At 71.1% G+C, this 15,019-nt stretch carries 15 protein-coding genes; 12 read left to right on the top strand and 3 right to left on the bottom strand.

All coding sequences use genetic code 11. The features are described from left to right. Positions 1-17 precede the first annotated feature (17 nt). Positions 18-1,244 carry an acyl-CoA dehydrogenase family protein gene (locus tag ACWDR7_RS03070; RefSeq protein ID WP_449853473.1) on the bottom strand — a complete coding sequence of 409 codons (1,227 nt, stop codon included), beginning with the start codon at positions 1,242-1,244 and terminating at the stop codon, positions 18-20. Positions 1,245-1,408: 164 nt separating this feature from the next. Between ACWDR7_RS03070 and ACWDR7_RS03065 the strand changes: the two genes are divergently transcribed. From ACWDR7_RS03065 to sucD, 3 genes are all read left to right on the top strand, one after another. Then, positions 1,409-1,576, top strand: coding sequence for a hypothetical protein (locus ACWDR7_RS03065; RefSeq protein WP_449853472.1), 168 nt, complete (start codon positions 1,409-1,411; stop codon positions 1,574-1,576). Positions 1,577-1,766: 190 nt separating this feature from the next. Further along, the gene (sucC, locus tag ACWDR7_RS03060) at positions 1,767-2,933 is read left to right on the top strand and encodes an ADP-forming succinate--CoA ligase subunit beta (RefSeq protein WP_449853471.1); all 1,167 of its coding nucleotides are present in this window, start codon (positions 1,767-1,769) and stop codon (positions 2,931-2,933) included. 27 nt (positions 2,934-2,960) lie between these two features. Then, positions 2,961-3,863: a succinate--CoA ligase subunit alpha gene (sucD, locus tag ACWDR7_RS03055; RefSeq protein WP_449853470.1), complete on the top strand. Its 903-nt coding sequence runs from the start codon at positions 2,961-2,963 to the stop codon at positions 3,861-3,863. A gap of 80 nt (positions 3,864-3,943) precedes the next feature. On the opposite strand, the gene ACWDR7_RS03050 is transcribed toward sucD, so the two are convergent. After that, entirely contained in the window at positions 3,944-4,381 is a 438-nt protein-coding gene (locus ACWDR7_RS03050) for a nitroreductase family deazaflavin-dependent oxidoreductase (RefSeq protein WP_449853469.1), read from the bottom strand. A gap of 69 nt (positions 4,382-4,450) precedes the next feature. Between ACWDR7_RS03050 and ACWDR7_RS03045 the strand changes: the two genes are divergently transcribed. Together ACWDR7_RS03045 and ACWDR7_RS03040 are read left to right on the top strand one after the other, a co-directional pair. Further along, positions 4,451-4,891, top strand: coding sequence for a nitroreductase family deazaflavin-dependent oxidoreductase (locus tag ACWDR7_RS03045; RefSeq protein WP_449853468.1), 441 nt, complete (start codon positions 4,451-4,453; stop codon positions 4,889-4,891). A 71-nt stretch (positions 4,892-4,962) separates the two neighbouring features. Further along, on the top strand, positions 4,963-6,264 hold the full coding sequence (locus ACWDR7_RS03040; RefSeq protein ID WP_449853467.1) for a cell division protein PerM: 1,302 nt from the start codon (positions 4,963-4,965) through the stop codon (positions 6,262-6,264). Here ACWDR7_RS03040 and ACWDR7_RS03035 read toward each other — a convergent pair. Further along, positions 6,216-7,592, bottom strand: a complete 1,377-nt coding sequence (locus ACWDR7_RS03035; RefSeq protein WP_449853466.1) for an aminotransferase-like domain-containing protein — start codon at positions 7,590-7,592, stop codon at positions 6,216-6,218. The genes ACWDR7_RS03040 and ACWDR7_RS03035 overlap by 49 nt on opposite strands. 152 nt (positions 7,593-7,744) lie before the next feature. Here ACWDR7_RS03035 and ACWDR7_RS03030 point away from each other — a divergent pair, with 152 nt between their 5' ends. The 7 genes from ACWDR7_RS03030 (at position 7,745) to ACWDR7_RS03000 (ending at position 14,898) form a co-directional block, all read left to right on the top strand. Next, the gene (locus tag ACWDR7_RS03030) at positions 7,745-8,593 is read left to right on the top strand and encodes a nitrilase-related carbon-nitrogen hydrolase (protein WP_449853465.1); all 849 of its coding nucleotides are present in this window, start codon (positions 7,745-7,747) and stop codon (positions 8,591-8,593) included. A 42-nt stretch (positions 8,594-8,635) separates the two neighbouring features. After that, a complete protein-coding gene (gene hydA / locus ACWDR7_RS03025; protein ID WP_449853464.1) occupies positions 8,636-10,072 on the top strand; it encodes a dihydropyrimidinase in 1,437 nt (478 codons plus the stop codon). Between the two features lie 15 nt (positions 10,073-10,087). Continuing rightward, positions 10,088-11,104, top strand: coding sequence for a TIGR03842 family LLM class F420-dependent oxidoreductase (locus ACWDR7_RS03020; protein WP_449853463.1), 1,017 nt, complete (start codon positions 10,088-10,090; stop codon positions 11,102-11,104). After that, on the top strand, positions 11,101-12,012 hold the full coding sequence (locus tag ACWDR7_RS03015; RefSeq protein ID WP_449853462.1) for an ABC transporter permease: 912 nt from the start codon (positions 11,101-11,103) through the stop codon (positions 12,010-12,012). Before ACWDR7_RS03020 ends, ACWDR7_RS03015 begins: the two co-directional genes overlap by 4 nt. Then, positions 12,009-12,842, top strand: coding sequence for an ABC transporter ATP-binding protein (locus ACWDR7_RS03010; protein WP_449853461.1), 834 nt, complete (start codon positions 12,009-12,011; stop codon positions 12,840-12,842). Before ACWDR7_RS03015 ends, ACWDR7_RS03010 begins: the two co-directional genes overlap by 4 nt. Further along, complete coding sequence (locus tag ACWDR7_RS03005) at positions 12,839-13,639, top strand: ABC transporter permease (protein WP_449853460.1); 801 nt, start codon at positions 12,839-12,841, stop codon at positions 13,637-13,639. Before ACWDR7_RS03010 ends, ACWDR7_RS03005 begins: the two co-directional genes overlap by 4 nt. A gap of 83 nt (positions 13,640-13,722) precedes the next feature. Beyond that, positions 13,723-14,898, top strand: a complete 1,176-nt coding sequence (locus tag ACWDR7_RS03000; protein ID WP_449853459.1) for an ABC transporter substrate-binding protein — start codon at positions 13,723-13,725, stop codon at positions 14,896-14,898. Positions 14,899-15,019: the final 121 nt, after the last annotated feature.

Below are 15,019 nucleotides of genomic sequence, written 5' to 3'. Positions count from 1 at the left end.
CAGGGGCGCCGGGTCGGTCAGGCGAAGGCGCCCATGCCCGTGAGGTCGCGGCCGATCAGCAGGGCCTGGACGCTCTCGGTGCCCTCGTAGGTGTGGATCGCCTCGATGTCGGCCATGTGCTGGATGACGCGGTTCTCGAGCAGGATGCCGTTGCCGCCCAGCACGTCGCGGGCGGTCTGCGCGATCCGGCGCGCAGCGCGGGTGTTGTGGTACTTCGCCAGCGACGCCTGGGTGGGCCGCAGGGCGCCGGACGCCTCGACGTCGGCCAGGCGGCGGCAGTACAGCTGCATGGCCGTGAGCTCGGCCAGCATCTGCGTGAGGCGCTCCTGCACCATCTGGAACCGCGCGAGCGGCTTGCCGAACTGCTCGCGCTGCGTCGAGTACGCCAGCGCGGCCTCGAAGCACGCCGTGGCGTGGCCGAGCGCCGACCAGGCCACGCCGGATCGGGTGGCGAACAGCACGCGCGAGGTGTCCTTGAACGAGTGCGCACCGGGCAGGCGGGCATCGCCCGGCACCCGCACGCCGTCGAGGCGGATGTGCGCCTGGTGGATCGCGCGCAGCGAGACCTTGCCCTCGATCACCGTGCCGGTGTAGCCGGGCGCGTCCTGCTCCACGAGGAAGCAGCCGACCTGGCCGTGGTCGGTATCGGTCTCGTCGTCGATCCGCGCCCACACGAACGTGATGCCGCCCGAGGCGCCGTTGCCGATCCACTTCTTCGCGCCCGAGATCACCCAGTCGCCGCCGTCGCGTCGCGCCACCGTCTCGAGCGACGTGGAGTCGGATCCGTGCACCGGCTCGGTGAGCGCGAAGGACCCGAGCACCCCTCCGGTGGCCAGCGGGCGCAGCCAGCGGTCCTTCTGCACGTCGCTGCCGTAGAAGACGAGGGTGCGCAGGGCCAGGCCGCCCTGCACCGCGAGGATCGTGCCGAGCGAGCCGTCGCCGCGCGAGAGCTCCATGTTCACCAGGCCGGCCGCGAGCGGCGACATCGGCGTGAGGTCGGGGTGCTCCACGCCGTCGCCGAGCAGGTGCAGCTCGCCCATCCGCGGCAGCACCTCCACGGGGTACTCGGCGCGGTCCCACGCCTGCGCCATCCGATCCGAGTACTCGCCGACGAGCGTGCGCGCGCGCTCCCACGCGTCGCGATCCGCGCCGGAGACGTCGGCGAAGACGGCGTAGTAGTCGGTGTCGAGGGGAGAGGTGACGTCGTACGGCTCGGTACGGTCGCCGGGAAGCTCGGTGGCCACGTTGCTCACTCCGTTCGGTCGGTGCAGGGCATTCCGCCCGTCGCAGGCATGCCCACACGGTAGGGCGCGGCGTGGGCGCGCGCACGCCGTTTGTGCGAATCCGACAGCCGGATGCCCCTGCGCGCGCACGGTAGGATCGTCGGAGACTTCCAGAAAGGCGCGCGATGTTCCTGATCAGCTGCATCCTCTTCCTCGCCGGCTTCGCGGCGTTCGCCGTCGCGTTCATGGTGCCCTCGTTCCAGGCCGTCGTCTTCGCGCTCGGCATCCTGCTCGTGTGCGCCGCCATGGCGCTGCCCATCCACGCGCGCTCCGGCGCCAAGGAACAGCGCTGACGCAGACCCTCCGAACGCACCCGCGCCCCACGGGGACGGGTGCGTTCGTCGTGTCGCCGCGGTGTCTGCGGCTGGTTCGCGGGTTCGGGCGCGTCGCGGCGGGATAGTACGCTGGGGTCTTGGTCGAGTTCGCTCGACGTCGAGACGTTTTCCACGCCTCTGGCCCTGTCGCCCACATAAGGATTGCAACGTGGATCTCTACGAGTACCAGGCTCGAGACCTTTTCGAGAAGTACGAGGTGCCGGTGCTCGCCGGCATCGTCGCCGACACCCCCGAGGAGGTGAAGGCAGCGGCGGAGAAGATCGGCGGAGTGGTCGTCGTCAAGGCCCAGGTGAAGACCGGCGGTCGCGGCAAGGCGGGCGGCGTCAAGGTCGCGAAGACCCCCGATGAGGCGTACGAGGCGGCCAAGGCGATCCTCGGCCTCGACATCAAGGGCCACGTCGTCAAGCGCGTCATGGTCGCCCAGGGCGCCGACATCGCCGAGGAGTTCTACTTCTCGGTGCTGCTGGACCGCGCGAACCGCTCGTACCTGTCGCTGTGCAGCGTCGAGGGCGGCATGGAGATCGAGCAGCTCGCCGTCGAGAAGCCCGAGGCGCTCGCGCGGGTCGAGGTCGACCCGCTGCAGGGCATCGACAAGGCCAAGGCCGTCGAGATCGCCCGCGCCGCGAACTTCCCTGAGGACCTCGTCGAGAAGGTCTCGGACGTCTTCGTCAAGCTCTACGACGTGTACAAGGGCGAGGACGCCACGCTCGTCGAGGTGAACCCGCTCGTCCGCACCGGCGCCGGCGACATCATCGCCCTCGACGGCAAGGTCACCCTCGACGACAACGGCACCGAGGTGCGCCACCCCGAGCACGAGGAGCTCGAGGACAAGGGCGCCGCCGATCCGCTCGAGGCCAAGGCCAAGGCGAACGGCCTCAACTACGTCAAGCTCGACGGCCAGGTGGGCATCATCGGCAACGGCGCGGGCCTGGTCATGTCGACCCTCGACGTCGTCGCCTACGCGGGCGAGAAGCACGGCGGCGTGAAGCCGGCCAACTTCCTCGACATCGGCGGCGGCGCGAACGCGCAGGTCATGGCCAACGGCCTCGACGTCATCCTCGGCGACGAGCAGGTCAAGAGCGTGTTCGTGAACGTCTTCGGCGGCATCACCTCGTGCGTGGCCGTCGCGGAGGGCATCGTGAAGGCCCTCGAGATCCTCGGCGACGCGGCCACCAAGCCGCTCGTCGTGCGCCTCGACGGCAACCAGGTCGAGGAGGGCCGCGCCATCCTCGCCGCCGCGAACCACCCGCTCGTCACCCTCGCCGCAGGCATGGACGAGGGCGCCGACAAGGCCGCCGAGCTGGCGAACGCCTGAGCCCCCGGATCGAAAAGGACTAGACAGATGTCGATCTACCTCAACAAGGACTCCAAGGTCATCGTCCAGGGCATCACCGGCGGCGAGGGCACCAAGCACACGGCGCTCATGCTCAAGGCGGGCACCAACATCGTCGGCGGCGTGAACGCGCGCAAGGCCGGCACCACCGTGACGCACGAGAAGCCGGGCGTCGGCGAGGTCGAGCTGCCGGTCTTCGGATCGGTCAAGGAGGCCATGGAGCAGACGGGCGCCGACGTGTCGGTCGCCTTCGTGCCGCCGGCCTTCACGAAGGCCGCGATGATCGAGGCCATCGACGCCGAGATCCCGCTGCTCGTCGTCATCACCGAGGGCGTGCCCGTCGGCGACACCGCCGAGGCCTGGGCGCACGCCAAGGCCAAGGGCAACAAGACGCGCATCATCGGGCCGAACTGCCCCGGCATCATCACGCCGGGCGAGGCGCTCGCGGGCATCACGCCGGCCAACATCACGGGCAAGGGCCCCATCGGCCTCGTGTCGAAGTCGGGCACGCTGACCTACCAGATGATGTTCGAGCTGAAGGACTTCGGCTTCTCGACCGCCATCGGCATCGGCGGCGACCCGGTCATCGGCACGACGCACATCGACGCGCTCGAGGCGTTCGAGAACGACCCCGAGACCAAGGCGATCGTCATGATCGGCGAGATCGGCGGCGACGCCGAGGAGCGCGCGGCCGAGTACATCAAGGCCAACGTCACCAAGCCGGTCGTCGGCTACGTCGCGGGCTTCACGGCCCCCGAGGGCAAGACGATGGGCCACGCCGGCGCGATCGTCTCGGGCTCGGCCGGTACCGCCGCCGCGAAGAAGGAGGCCCTCGAGGCCGCCGGCGTCAAGGTCGGCAAGACCCCCAGCGAGACCGCCGCGCTCATGCGCGAGATCATGCAGTCGCTGTAAGTCTCACTCGCACGAAGGCCTCGCCCGATCCGGGCGGGGCCTTCGTCGCGTCCGGGGGCGGTGCCCGCGCTCGCGCCGGATCAGCCGACGGGCGTGATCGCGAACACCGGGTGAGCCGGCGCGATCGCCTCGAACGCCGCGAGGTCGGCGTCCGGGCCCGCCGCCACGTGCGGGCGGACGATCGGCACCTGGCGCACGTACGCCTTCAGCACGGGGGCCGCGGCGCGGGTGTCGAGCTCCTCGGCGCGGACGCGCTCGACGCGCGAGCCGCGGTGCAGCGTCGCCTCCCCGGCCGCGCGCAGGTTGTGCACCCACCCGACCGGTCCGTACGGCGCGACGAGGTACCGGCGCCCGCCGACGAGGATCGGCGTCACGGGCACGGTGCGCGGCTCGCCCGTGGCGCGGCCGGCGACGGTGAGCGATGCCACGCCACCGGGCGCGAGCCCGCGCCGTCCGAGCGCGGCCATGATCCGGTCGATCCGTCGCCGCAGGGGAGTGAGCCGATAGGTGCCCGTCATGAGGTCAGGCTGGGGCCTCCGCCCGGCGGGGAGGAATCGGGTGCCTCGCATTCGTCCTACGCTGAAGTCATGCCGCTGAAGGGTGAGTACCTGCCGAGCACCGCCGAATGGGCTCGCACGCAGGCCGAGACATACGAAGCGACGAACGGCGCCGAGGCGAACACGCTGCGCGGGGTGCCGGTCATCGTGCTGACGACCGTGGGTGCCAAGAGCGGCGGCCTGCGCAAGACCGCGCTCATGCGGGTCGAGCACGAGGGCCGCTACGCCGTCGTGGCGTCGAAGGGCGGGGCCCCGGAGCCGCCGCAGTGGTACTTCAACCTGCGCGCGAACCCGCACGTCGAGCTGCAGGACGGCGCGGTCAAGCGCGACTACCTCGCGCGCGAGCTCGACGGCGCCGAGTACGACGAGTGGTGGGAGCGCGCGGTCGCCGTGTGGCCCGACTGCGCCGAGTACCAGAAGAAGACGGATCGCAGGATCGCCGTCTTCGTGCTCGAGCCCACCGAGGACTGACACCGGCCCGGACCGTTCCCGGCATGGGCGCAGGGGATCGGAGGCCGGGCGACCTAGGCTCGGTAGCGCCCATGCATCGCCTCCTCGTCGCCCTGCTCGCCGCGATCGACGCCGCCGTCGCGGCGGCCGTCGCCGTCGGCGTCGTGCTCGCGCCCCTCACGCTCCTGTGGATCTTCTCGTTCGGCGGCGGCGCCGACTGGCAGGCGCTGTGGCCGGCGACCGCGCGCATCTGGCAGCTGGGCATGCTCGTGCCCGTCGAGCTGACCCTCGGCGACGAGTTCCTCGCCGCCGCGTCGCTGCCGCAGGAGGCCGCGTCGTTCGCGGTCTCGCTCGCGCCCCTCGCCTTCGCCGGGTTCGTCGTGCTCTTCGCCGCCCGCTCGGGGGGCCGCGCGGTGGCGGCGGGCGCCTGGATCACCGGCACGGTCGCGGGGGCGGCGACCACGGCGCTCATCGCGGCGATCGTGCTGCTCACCTCCGACAACCCCGTGGCGGTCGTGCACCCGGCCCCCGCGGTGCTCTGGCCCACGCTGCTCTACGCCGCCGGCGCGCTCGGCGGCGTCATCGCCGAGGCCTGGCGGGAGGGCGACGGCGGACCGATCGATCGCGTGCACGACGTGCTGGACGGGCTCGCCGTGGCGTGGCGCGAGGTGCCCGCGCTCGCGGTCCGCGGGGCGGCGATCGTCGTCGTGGGGCTCCTCGGTGCCGCCGGTGTCGCGCTGGCACTGTCGGTCGTTCTCCGTGGCGGCGAGGTGGTCTCGCTCTTCGAGGCGGCGCACGTCGACGCGCTCGGTGCCACGGGCCTCACCCTCGCCCACCTCGCCTACCTGCCGACGGCGCTCGTCTGGGCGGCGTCCTGGATCGCCGGGCCCGGCTTCGCGGTCGGCGCCGGCACGACCGTCTCTCCCGTGAGCACGGATCTCGGTGTCGTCCCCGCGCTGCCGATCTTCGGGCTGCTGCCCGAGCACGGCGCGGCGCCGCTGCTGCTCGCCGCCCTCATCCCCGTGGCGCTCGGCGCGATCGCGGGATGGGCGGCTCGCGCACGCTTCGTCGTCGAGCTCGACGCCGCCGCGGCCGAGGAGGGCGGCGCCGGAGCGCGCGCCCCCGAGCCCGTGCTGCCGCGCCTGGTCGTGGCGCTCGGGATCGCGGTGCTGTCGGGGGCGGCCGCCGCGGCGCTGGCCGCGGCCGCGTCCGGCGCCATGGGCCCGGGGCGCCTGGCGGAGGCGGGACCGGAGCCGGGTGCCCTCGCGCTCGCCGTGGGCCTCGAGGCCGCGGTGGGCGCCGGGATCCTGCTGCTCGGCCCCCGACCCGAGCGGTGGCACGGCGACTACGACGAGGTCGCCGGCGCCGAGGCCGACGCCCTCGACACCGCCTGAGCGACCGCCTCGACGTCGGTCGTGATCATCCCCACGGTGACGCGGATGCGGTCACGGCCGTCGGTCGTCGTCGTGATCTGGTCGCGGAAGAACGCGCTTCCCGCCGCGACGCGAATGCCCTGCGCGGCGAGGCCGACGATCGCGGCCCTCTCGTCGTCGACGGGCACCCACGCATTGATGCCGTCGGCGATGGTCGTCCGCCCGACATCGCCCAGCGCGTCCGCGAAGCGCCGCTGCCGTGAGGCGTACGCGGACCGTGCCCGCGCGACCTCCGCGATCGACTCGCCATCCGTGAGCAGCTCGGCGAGCGCATGCTGGATGAGGCGCGGCACCCACCAGGGGCCGAGCGTGCGACGGCCCTCGATGCGGGCGATCAGCGCGGCCGGCCCGCTCAGCGCCGCGATGCGCAGATCGGGCCCGTGCGACTTCGAGAACGATCGCACGAGCACGGTCTGATCGGGCAGATGCCGGCCGAGCGTCACGGACTCCGCCTGCGCGATCGAGCCCGAATGATCGTCCTCGATCACCGTGATGTTCCGTCCCCGCGGGGAACGACGGATGACCTCCGCGAGCTCCTGGGCGCGATCGGCGGTCATGGACACGCCGGTGGGGTTGTGCGCACGGGGCTGCAGCAGGAGCACGCGGGGCCCGACCGACATCGCGTCGGCGAGCGCCGCCGGCACCACACCCTGCTCGTCGACCGCGACCGGCACGATCCCCAGATCGTGTGCGTCGAGCAGGTCGTAGAACGGCGGGAACGTCGGCTGCTCGACGACCACCCGGTCGCCGAAGCGCGTCAGCTGCTGCAGCGAGCGGTCGATGCCGTCGAGAGCGCCGCTGACGACGGTCAGCGCGTGCCCCTCGATCGGCCACCGCTCGCGCAGCAGGCGCTCGAGCCGTGGCAGCAGCGGGACGTCGTGGTAGCTGGCGGTCACCGCCTGCGGTGCGGCACGCGTGAAGGCGCGAGCGAGCTGCGGCAGCAGCAGCGGGTCGGGCGTGCCCCGCGAGAGATCGACCCGCGTGGCGTGGACGTGTCCGGCGAGGCGGCGCGTGTGCGGGGCGACCTCGCGCGCGGTCGTGGCGCGGATGAAGGTCCCCGCGCGCCCGCGGGAGACGATCGTCCCCGCCCCCGAGAGGGCGCGCCACGCGGTCGACACGGTCGCCGGGCTCACTCCCAGCGACCTCGCGACCTCGCGCACCGTCGGCAGGCGGTCGCCGGGGGCGAGCGTGCCGTCCGCGACGAGCCGCGCGAGCGAGGCGGCGATCCCGGACGGCGTGGGGCTCTCGATGCGCTGCGCGAGCGTTCCTGCCGTGGCGACGGGTGTCATGTGTCGATCCTGCAGCGGCACGCGGCCGCGCTGCACGGGCAGGACCGCGAATTTACGGGGGAGGTGGAAAGCGAAATCTCAGAGAAATGTCCAAGCGCGACAGTGACGCAATCACGAGCCGACAGACGGCGTCACACCGCGGAGGAGCCGAGATGACCACAGTTCGCGTCGCGATCAGCCAGACCACCTGGACGGGCGACAAGGCGTCCATGCTCGACAAGCACGAGCAGTTCGCTCGCGACGCCGCCGCCCAGGGCGCGCAGGCGATCGGCTTCCAGGAGCTGTTCTACGGTCCGTACTTCGGCATCACGCAGGATCAGAAGTACTACCGCTACGCCGAGCCCGCCGACGGGCCGATCGTGCAGCGCTTCGCGGATCTGGCCAAGGAGCTCGGCATCGTGACGGTCCTGCCGATCTACGAAGAGGCCATGGCCGGCGTGTACTACAACACGAGCGTTCTGGTCGACGCCGACGGGACGGTGCTCGGCAAATACCGCAAGCACCACATCCCGCACGTCGAGAAGTTCTGGGAGAAGTTCTACTTCCGTCCCGGCAACCTCGGCTACCCGGTCTTCGAGACGGCCATCGGCAAGGTCGGCATGTACATCTGCTACGACCGCCACTTCCCCGAGGGATGGCGGGAGCTGGGCCTGAACGGCGCCGACATCGTGTTCAACCCCAACGCGACCAAGCCGGGCCTGTCGAACCGGCTGTGGGAGATCGAGCAGCCGGCCGCCGCGGCCGCGAACGGCTACTTCGTGGCGGCGCCGAACCGCGTCGGTCGCGAGGACAACGAGTACGGCGACCTCGCCGTCGACTTCTACGGCAGGAGCCAGTTCGTCGACCCGCGCGGCAACCTCGTGGGCGACTACGGGTCGTCCGAGCACGAGGAGCTGCTCGTGCGCGACCTGGACTTCGGGCTCATCCGCGAGGCGCGCGACAGCTGGCAGTTCTACCGCGACCGCCGCCCCGACTCGTACACCGCGATCCCCGCTCCCTGAGAGCCGCGGGGCCAGGCAGCCGACACCTGACAGGAGCAACGCATGAGCACGACACTCATCACCGGTGGAACGGTGGTCAGCGCCACCGGCCGCGGCCTCGCCGACGTGCTGGTCGACGGCGAGCGGATCGTCGCGGTGCTGGAGCCCGGGTCTCAGATCGTCGGGGCGGATCTGACGCGCACGGTCGACAGGGTCATCGACGCGACGGGCAAGTACGTCATCCCCGGCGGGATCGACGCACACACGCACATGGAGATGCCCTTCGGCGGCACCTTCGCGAGCGACACGTTCGAGACCGGCACGCGTGCGGCGGCATGGGGAGGGACGACGAGCATCGTCGACTTCGTCGTGCAGTACCCCGACCAGAACATCCTCGATCAGTACCAGGCGTGGCAGGAGAAGGCCGCGGGGGAGTGCGCGATCGACTACGGCTTCCATCAGATCCTCTCCGACGTGCAGACGTCCTCGCTGCACGCCATGGACGAGCTGGTGGCCGAGGGCGTGACGAGCTTCAAGCTGTTCACGGCCTACAAGGGCGTGTTCCTCTCGGACGACGGCCAGATCCTCCGCGCGTTCCAGAAGGGCGCCGAGAACGGCGCCATGATGATGATGCACGCGGAGAACGGCTCGATCATCGACGTGCTGCAGCAGCAGGCGCTCGAGGCCGGGCACACCGGACCCGAGTGGCACGGCCTCACTCGTCCCTGGGAGACGGAGGAGGAGGCGACGCACCGCGTGATCATGATCTCGCGGCTCACCGGCGCGCCACTGTACGTCGTCCACGTGAGCGCGAAGCAGGCCGTGGAGCAGATCGCCGCGGCGCGGGACGCGGGCTACAACGTGTTCGGCGAGACCTGCCCTCAGTACCTCTACCTGTCGCTCGAGGAGCAGCTGGCCGCGAAGAGCGCGGAGTGGGGGGAGCTGGAGGGCGCCAAGTGGGTGTGCTCCACCCCGTTGCGGTCGCACCACGACGGCCACCAGGACGCCATGTGGCGCAGCCTGCGCACGAACGACATCCAGATGGTCTCGACCGACCACTGCCCGTTCTGCATGAAGGAGCAGAAGGAGATGGGGATCGGGAACTTCGCGAAGATCCCGAACGGCATCGGAAGCGTCGAGCACCGCATGGACCTGATGTACCAGGGCGTCGTGGAGGGGCGGATCACGCTGGAGCGCTGGGTCGAGATCACCTCGACCACGCCGGCGCGGATGTTCGGGATGTACGGGCGCAAGGGCGTCATCCAGCCCGGCGCCGACGCCGACATCGTCCTCTACGACCCCGATGGCCACACCTCGATCGGCGTGGGCAAGACGCACCACATGAACATGGACTACTCGGCCTGGGAGGGCTTCGAGATCGACGGCCATGTGGACCTCGTCATGTCGCGCGGCCAGGTGATCGTCGATGACAGGGGCTACATCGGCCGCAAGGGTCACGGCCGGTACATCAAGCGCGGCCTGAGCCAGTACCTGAGCTGAGCGGAGGCGACACACATGGATTTCGGAATCGTCCTGCAGAACGACCCGCCCGCGTCGCGCGTGGTCGACCTCGCCGTCCAGGCGGAGAACCACGGCTTCAGCCACGTCTGGACCTTCGACTCCCACCTGCTGTGGCAGGAGCCCTACGTCGTGTTCAGCCAGATCCTGGCCGCCACGCGCAAGGTGAAGGTGGGGCCCTTCGTCACCAACCCCGCCACCCGCGACTGGACGGTGACGGCCTCCCTCTACGCGACCCTCAACGAGATGTTCGGCAACCGCACGGTGTGCGGCATCGGGCGGGGCGACAGTGCGGTGCGCGTGCTGAACGGGCGGCCCTCCTCGCTGCAGGAGCTGCGCGAGGCGATCCACGTCATCCGCGAGCTCGCGAGCTCCCGCGCGGTGCAGCACAACGGCGCGACGCTGCGCTTCCCATGGTCCGTCGGCAGCGAGCTCGAGATGTGGGTCGCCGCGTACGGGCCCAAGGCGCTGCAGCTGACCGGCGAGGTGGGAGACGGGTACATCCTGCAGCTGGCCGACGTCGACATCGCGAAGTGGATGATCACGGCGGTGCGCGAGGCGGCCGAGCGGGCGGGCCGCGATCCCGACGCGATCACCTTCTGCGTCGCCGCGCCGTTCTACATCGGCGACGACATCGAGCACATGCGCAACCAGACCCGCTGGTTCGGCGGGATGGTCGGCAATCATGTGGCCGAGGTGGTGCGCCGCTACGGCGCCGACGGGGCCGTGCCGCAGGCGCTGACCGACTACATCGACAAGCGCGAGGGATACGACTACAACTCGCACGGCAGGGCCGGCAACGACCACGTCGACTTCGTGCCCGACGAGATCGTCGACCGATTCTGCGTGCTGGGCACGCCGGAGCAGCACATCGAGAAGCTCGAGCAGCTCCGCGAGGTCGGCGTGCACCAGTTCGCCGGATACCTCCAGCACGACAACAAGGAGGAGACGATCCGGGCCTACGGCGCGACGGTGATCCCGGCCATGCGGGAGAGGGTGCTGGCCAAGGTATGAGCGCCGTGTCGACGAGTTCTGCGCGTGTCCACCGCGGGCGCGGCGCCCGCGCGTGGGCGTGGGGCGCGGGCGGGATCATCCTGCTTGCCGCGCTGTGGGAGCTCTACCGGCTGACCGGGCCGGAAGACGGCGTCGTGATCGGCGGCGTGCGGGTGCTGCCGCGGGCGATCGACCTCGCGATGCCCCACGTGTGGGACATGGTGGCGCGACTGTTCGCCGGCGAGACGCGGGCCGCCACGGCCGACGCGCTGTGGTGGGCGGTCGCGCAGGCGTCGTTCGTGACGCTCGGCACCGCGGCCGCTGGTCTTGCCGTCGGCGTCGTGGTCGGCATGGGCTTCGCGCTGCTGATGCTCGCCTTCCGCGTGGCGCGCTGGGCGCTGCTGCCGTGGATCGTGCTCAGCCAGACGGTTCCCCTCATCGCCTTCGCGCCGCTCGTGCGTGCGTGGGGCTCGCGCATCGAGATCGGCGCGTTCGAGTGGCAGGACTGGATGAGCGTCGCCCTCATCGCGAGCTATCTGGCGTTCTTCCCGGTGGCCGTGGGGGCGCTGAGCGGGCTCGACGCCCCCGACCGGATCCATCTCGAGCTGATGCGGACATACGGCGTCGGGTGGTGGCGCACGCTGCTCGCGCTGCGCCTGCCCGCCGCCGTCCCGCACCTGCTCACGGCGCTGCGCCTCGCGGCGGCGAACGCCATCGTGGGGGCCGTCGTCGCCGAGGTCTCGACCGGCGCGCGCGACGGCATCGGCCGCATGGTGGTCCAGTTCGCGGGTCAGGCCTCGTCCGATCCGCCCAAGGCCTGGGCACCCATCTTCGGTGCCGTGGCACTGGGCCTCCTCGCCGCCGGCTCGGTCGCGCTCGCCGGCTGGCTCCTCAAGGACTATCGACGCGTGGAGGTGTCGTCCCGATGACGACCGAACAGCACCCTGGGACGTCGGCGGTCGCGATCGCCGGCGTCGACAAGATCTTCGCCACCCGCTCGGGCACGGTGCACGCACTCAGCGGGGTGGACCTCGCCATCGCGCCGGGCGAGTTCGTCTCGCTGATCGGGCCATCGGGATGCGGCAAGTCCACGCTGCTGCGGCTGATCGCCGATCTCGATCAGCCCACGAACGGATCCGTGGAGCTGTTCGGCAAGCCGGCGGCGAGGGCTCGCATCGATCAGGACTACGGCATCGCGTTCCAGCAGGCGGGCCTGCTGCCGTGGCGCACCGTCGCCGACAACATCGGACTGCCGCTGCAGCTGCACGGCTGGAGCGCATCGGACCGCCGCGAGCGTGTCGCGGAACTGCTCGAGATGGTCGGCCTGGCGGACTTCGCCGACCGCCACCCCGACCAGCTCTCCGGCGGCATGCAGCAGCGCGTGGCGATCGCCCGCGCGCTCGCCGAGAAGCCGCGGCTGCTGCTCATGGACGAGCCCTTCGGGGCGCTCGACGAGATGACCCGCGAGCGCATGCAGTCGGAGCTGCTGCGCATCTGCGCCGAGACGGGCGCGGCCGTGGTGTTCGTGACGCACTCGATCCCCGAGGCGGTGTACCTTTCCGACCGCGTCGTGGTGATGTCGCCTCGCCCCGGCCGCATCAGCGACGTCGTCTCGATGCGGCTGGTCGGCACGTCTGACCGCACCGAAGAGCTGCGCGAGGACGAGGGCTACTTCGAGATGATCACCGCCGTGCGCGAGGCGCTGCACGCGGGTGAGGGGCGCCCGGGGGCCCTGGCGCGCGGAGTGGAGACGCGATGACCGCATCCGTGACCGACGCGCCCCGGATCCGGGCGGCGGGCGGCGCCGCGCGGTGGGGTGTGGTCGCCGCTCCCGTGGCGCTGGGGCTGGTCGTGCTCGGCGTGTGGCAGCTGCTCGTCAGCGTCGTGGGCGTCGACGACTACCTGCTGCCCAGCCCCGGAGCCATCGCGGGCGAGTTCGTCGCGTTCCTGCCCTCGGTGCTCGAGGGCGCGCGCGTCACGGGGCTGAACGCGCTGCTCGGCCTCGTCGCCGGCTCGCTCGTGGCCGTGCTGCTGGCCGCCCTGGCCGCGGCCAGCCGCGCGATAGACGGCATGACGGCGCCCCTCGTCGCCGCGCTCGCGGTCGTGCCGATCGTCGCGCTGGCGCCGGTCCTGAACACCATGTTCGGCGCCGACAGTCAGCTGGGGCGCCAGGTGATCGCGGGCATCGCCGCGTTCACACCCGTGTTCCTGGGGACCCTGCGCGGGCTGCGGCAGGCGCTTCCGGTGCACCGCGACCTGATGCACGTCTTCGCCGCCACACCCGTGCAGGCCTTCCGCACGGTGACGCTGCCGACCGCGACCCCGCACATCCTCACCGGACTGCGCGTCGCGAGCTCGCTGTCCGTGATCTCGGCGCTCGTCGCCGAGTACTTCGGAGGCCCGCGCGGCGGCCTCGGCGGCCTCATCTCGACCTACGCCGCGCAGAGCGCGTACGCGCGGAGCTGGGCATTCGTCGTCGGCGCCATCCTGCTGGGCGTGCTGTTCTATCTCGTCACGAGCGGCCTCGAACGGCTCGCGCGCCGTCACCGGCACTGAATCTTCGCCACCGGCGAAAGCACCACCGCACCAACCGAGCATCACCCGCCTCTCTCGCAGAGAACCATCTCGGAAGGAACACCATGAACCACAGCACACCCGCTTCCCACAGAGCCTCGACCCGACGTCGTCTGCTCGCCTTCGCCTCGATCGGTGCGGCCGCATCGCTCATCCTCTCCGGCTGCGCGTCGGGGCCGGATGAGGCCGCCGGCGGGGGCGACGGCGAGGAGCTGACGCCCGTGACCCTGCAGCTGCAGTGGCTCGCGCAGGCGCAGTTCGCCGGCTACTACGCCGCGCTCGAGCAGGGCTTCTTCGAAGAGGAGGGCCTCGACGTCGAGATCGTCGAGTCGGGCGGCGACATCGTTCCGCAGGACGCGCTCGTCGCCGGCGACGTCGACTACGCGATCGCGTGGGTGCCGAAGGTGCTCGGATCCATCGAGCAGGCCGCGAACGTCACCAACGTCGCGCAGATCTTCCAGCGCTCGGGCACCCTCCAGATCGCGTGGGCGGACTCCGGCATCGACTCCGTCGCCGACTTCGAGGGCCGTCGCATCGGCTCCTGGGGCTTCGGCAACGAATGGGAGATCTTCGCGGCGATGGCGGCCGAGGGCCTCGACGCGTCGAGCGTCGAGATCATCACCCAGTCCTTCGACATGAACGCGTTCCTGCAGGGCGACATCGACGCCGCGCAGGCGATGACGTACAACGAGTACGCGCTGCTCCTCGAGACGGTGAACCCGGACACGGGGGAGCTCTACCAGCCCGAGGACTTCAACGTCATCGCGTACGAGGACACCGAGGGAGCGATGCTGCAGGACGCGATCTGGGCAGACACCGAGCGGCTCGAGAACGACGAGGAGTACGCCGAGACGACGGTCGCCTTCCTGCGCGCCGTGATCAAGGGCTGGGCCTACGCCCGCGACAACGCCGAGGAGGCGGCGCAGCTCACCGTGGACGCCGGCTCCGCCTGGCCGATCGGGCACGAGACGTGGATGGCGAACGAGACGAACAAGCTGATCTGGCCCGCCGAGAACGGCATCGGATACATCGATCCGGCCGCGTGGGACGCGACGGTGGAGGGAGCCCTCCGTGCCGTCAATGAGCAGGGTGCCCGCCTCATCACGGAGGAGCCGCCCGCGACGGCCTATGACAACACCTACATCGAGCAGGCGATCGCCGAGCTCGAGGAGGAGGGGATCGACGTGCGCGGCGAGTCGTACACGCCGCTCGAGGTGACCCCGACCGAGGGCGGCGAATGAGCAACGGCATCACCGAGGTCGCGGGCTCGCTCACGCATAGTAGCCGGCGCGTGAGACGCTGAGCAGGCGCGCCATCAGCTCGATCGTGAAGGTGGCCTTCTCCGCGTGCATCAGCGTGAAC

The sequence above is a fragment of the Microbacterium sp. NPDC003461 genome, from assembly GCF_053588335.1.
This window is presented reverse-complemented; position numbering and strand designations above follow the sequence as displayed.

Excerpts from the sequence above, each read along its gene's own strand:
- ACWDR7_RS03035 (WP_449853466.1), bottom strand. The coding sequence starts at position 7,592 with ATGACACCCGTCGCCACGGCAGGAACGCTCGCGCAGCGCATCGAGAGC.
- ACWDR7_RS03020 (WP_449853463.1), top strand. The coding sequence starts at position 10,088 with ATGGATTTCGGAATCGTCCTGCAGAACGACCCGCCCGCGTCGCGCGTG.
- sucD (WP_449853470.1), top strand. The coding sequence starts at position 2,961 with ATGTCGATCTACCTCAACAAGGACTCCAAGGTCATCGTCCAGGGCATC.
- ACWDR7_RS03050 (WP_449853469.1), bottom strand. The coding sequence starts at position 4,381 with ATGACGGGCACCTATCGGCTCACTCCCCTGCGGCGACGGATCGACCGG.
- ACWDR7_RS03005 (WP_449853460.1), top strand. The coding sequence starts at position 12,839 with ATGACCGCATCCGTGACCGACGCGCCCCGGATCCGGGCGGCGGGCGGC.
- ACWDR7_RS03015 (WP_449853462.1), top strand. The coding sequence starts at position 11,101 with ATGAGCGCCGTGTCGACGAGTTCTGCGCGTGTCCACCGCGGGCGCGGC.
- ACWDR7_RS03030 (WP_449853465.1), top strand. The coding sequence starts at position 7,745 with ATGACCACAGTTCGCGTCGCGATCAGCCAGACCACCTGGACGGGCGAC.
- ACWDR7_RS03065 (WP_449853472.1), top strand. The coding sequence starts at position 1,409 with ATGTTCCTGATCAGCTGCATCCTCTTCCTCGCCGGCTTCGCGGCGTTC.
- ACWDR7_RS03010 (WP_449853461.1), top strand. The coding sequence starts at position 12,009 with ATGACGACCGAACAGCACCCTGGGACGTCGGCGGTCGCGATCGCCGGC.
- ACWDR7_RS03000 (WP_449853459.1), top strand. The coding sequence starts at position 13,723 with ATGAACCACAGCACACCCGCTTCCCACAGAGCCTCGACCCGACGTCGT.
- ACWDR7_RS03040 (WP_449853467.1), top strand. The coding sequence starts at position 4,963 with ATGCATCGCCTCCTCGTCGCCCTGCTCGCCGCGATCGACGCCGCCGTC.
- ACWDR7_RS03045 (WP_449853468.1), top strand. The coding sequence starts at position 4,451 with ATGCCGCTGAAGGGTGAGTACCTGCCGAGCACCGCCGAATGGGCTCGC.
- hydA (WP_449853464.1), top strand. The coding sequence starts at position 8,636 with ATGAGCACGACACTCATCACCGGTGGAACGGTGGTCAGCGCCACCGGC.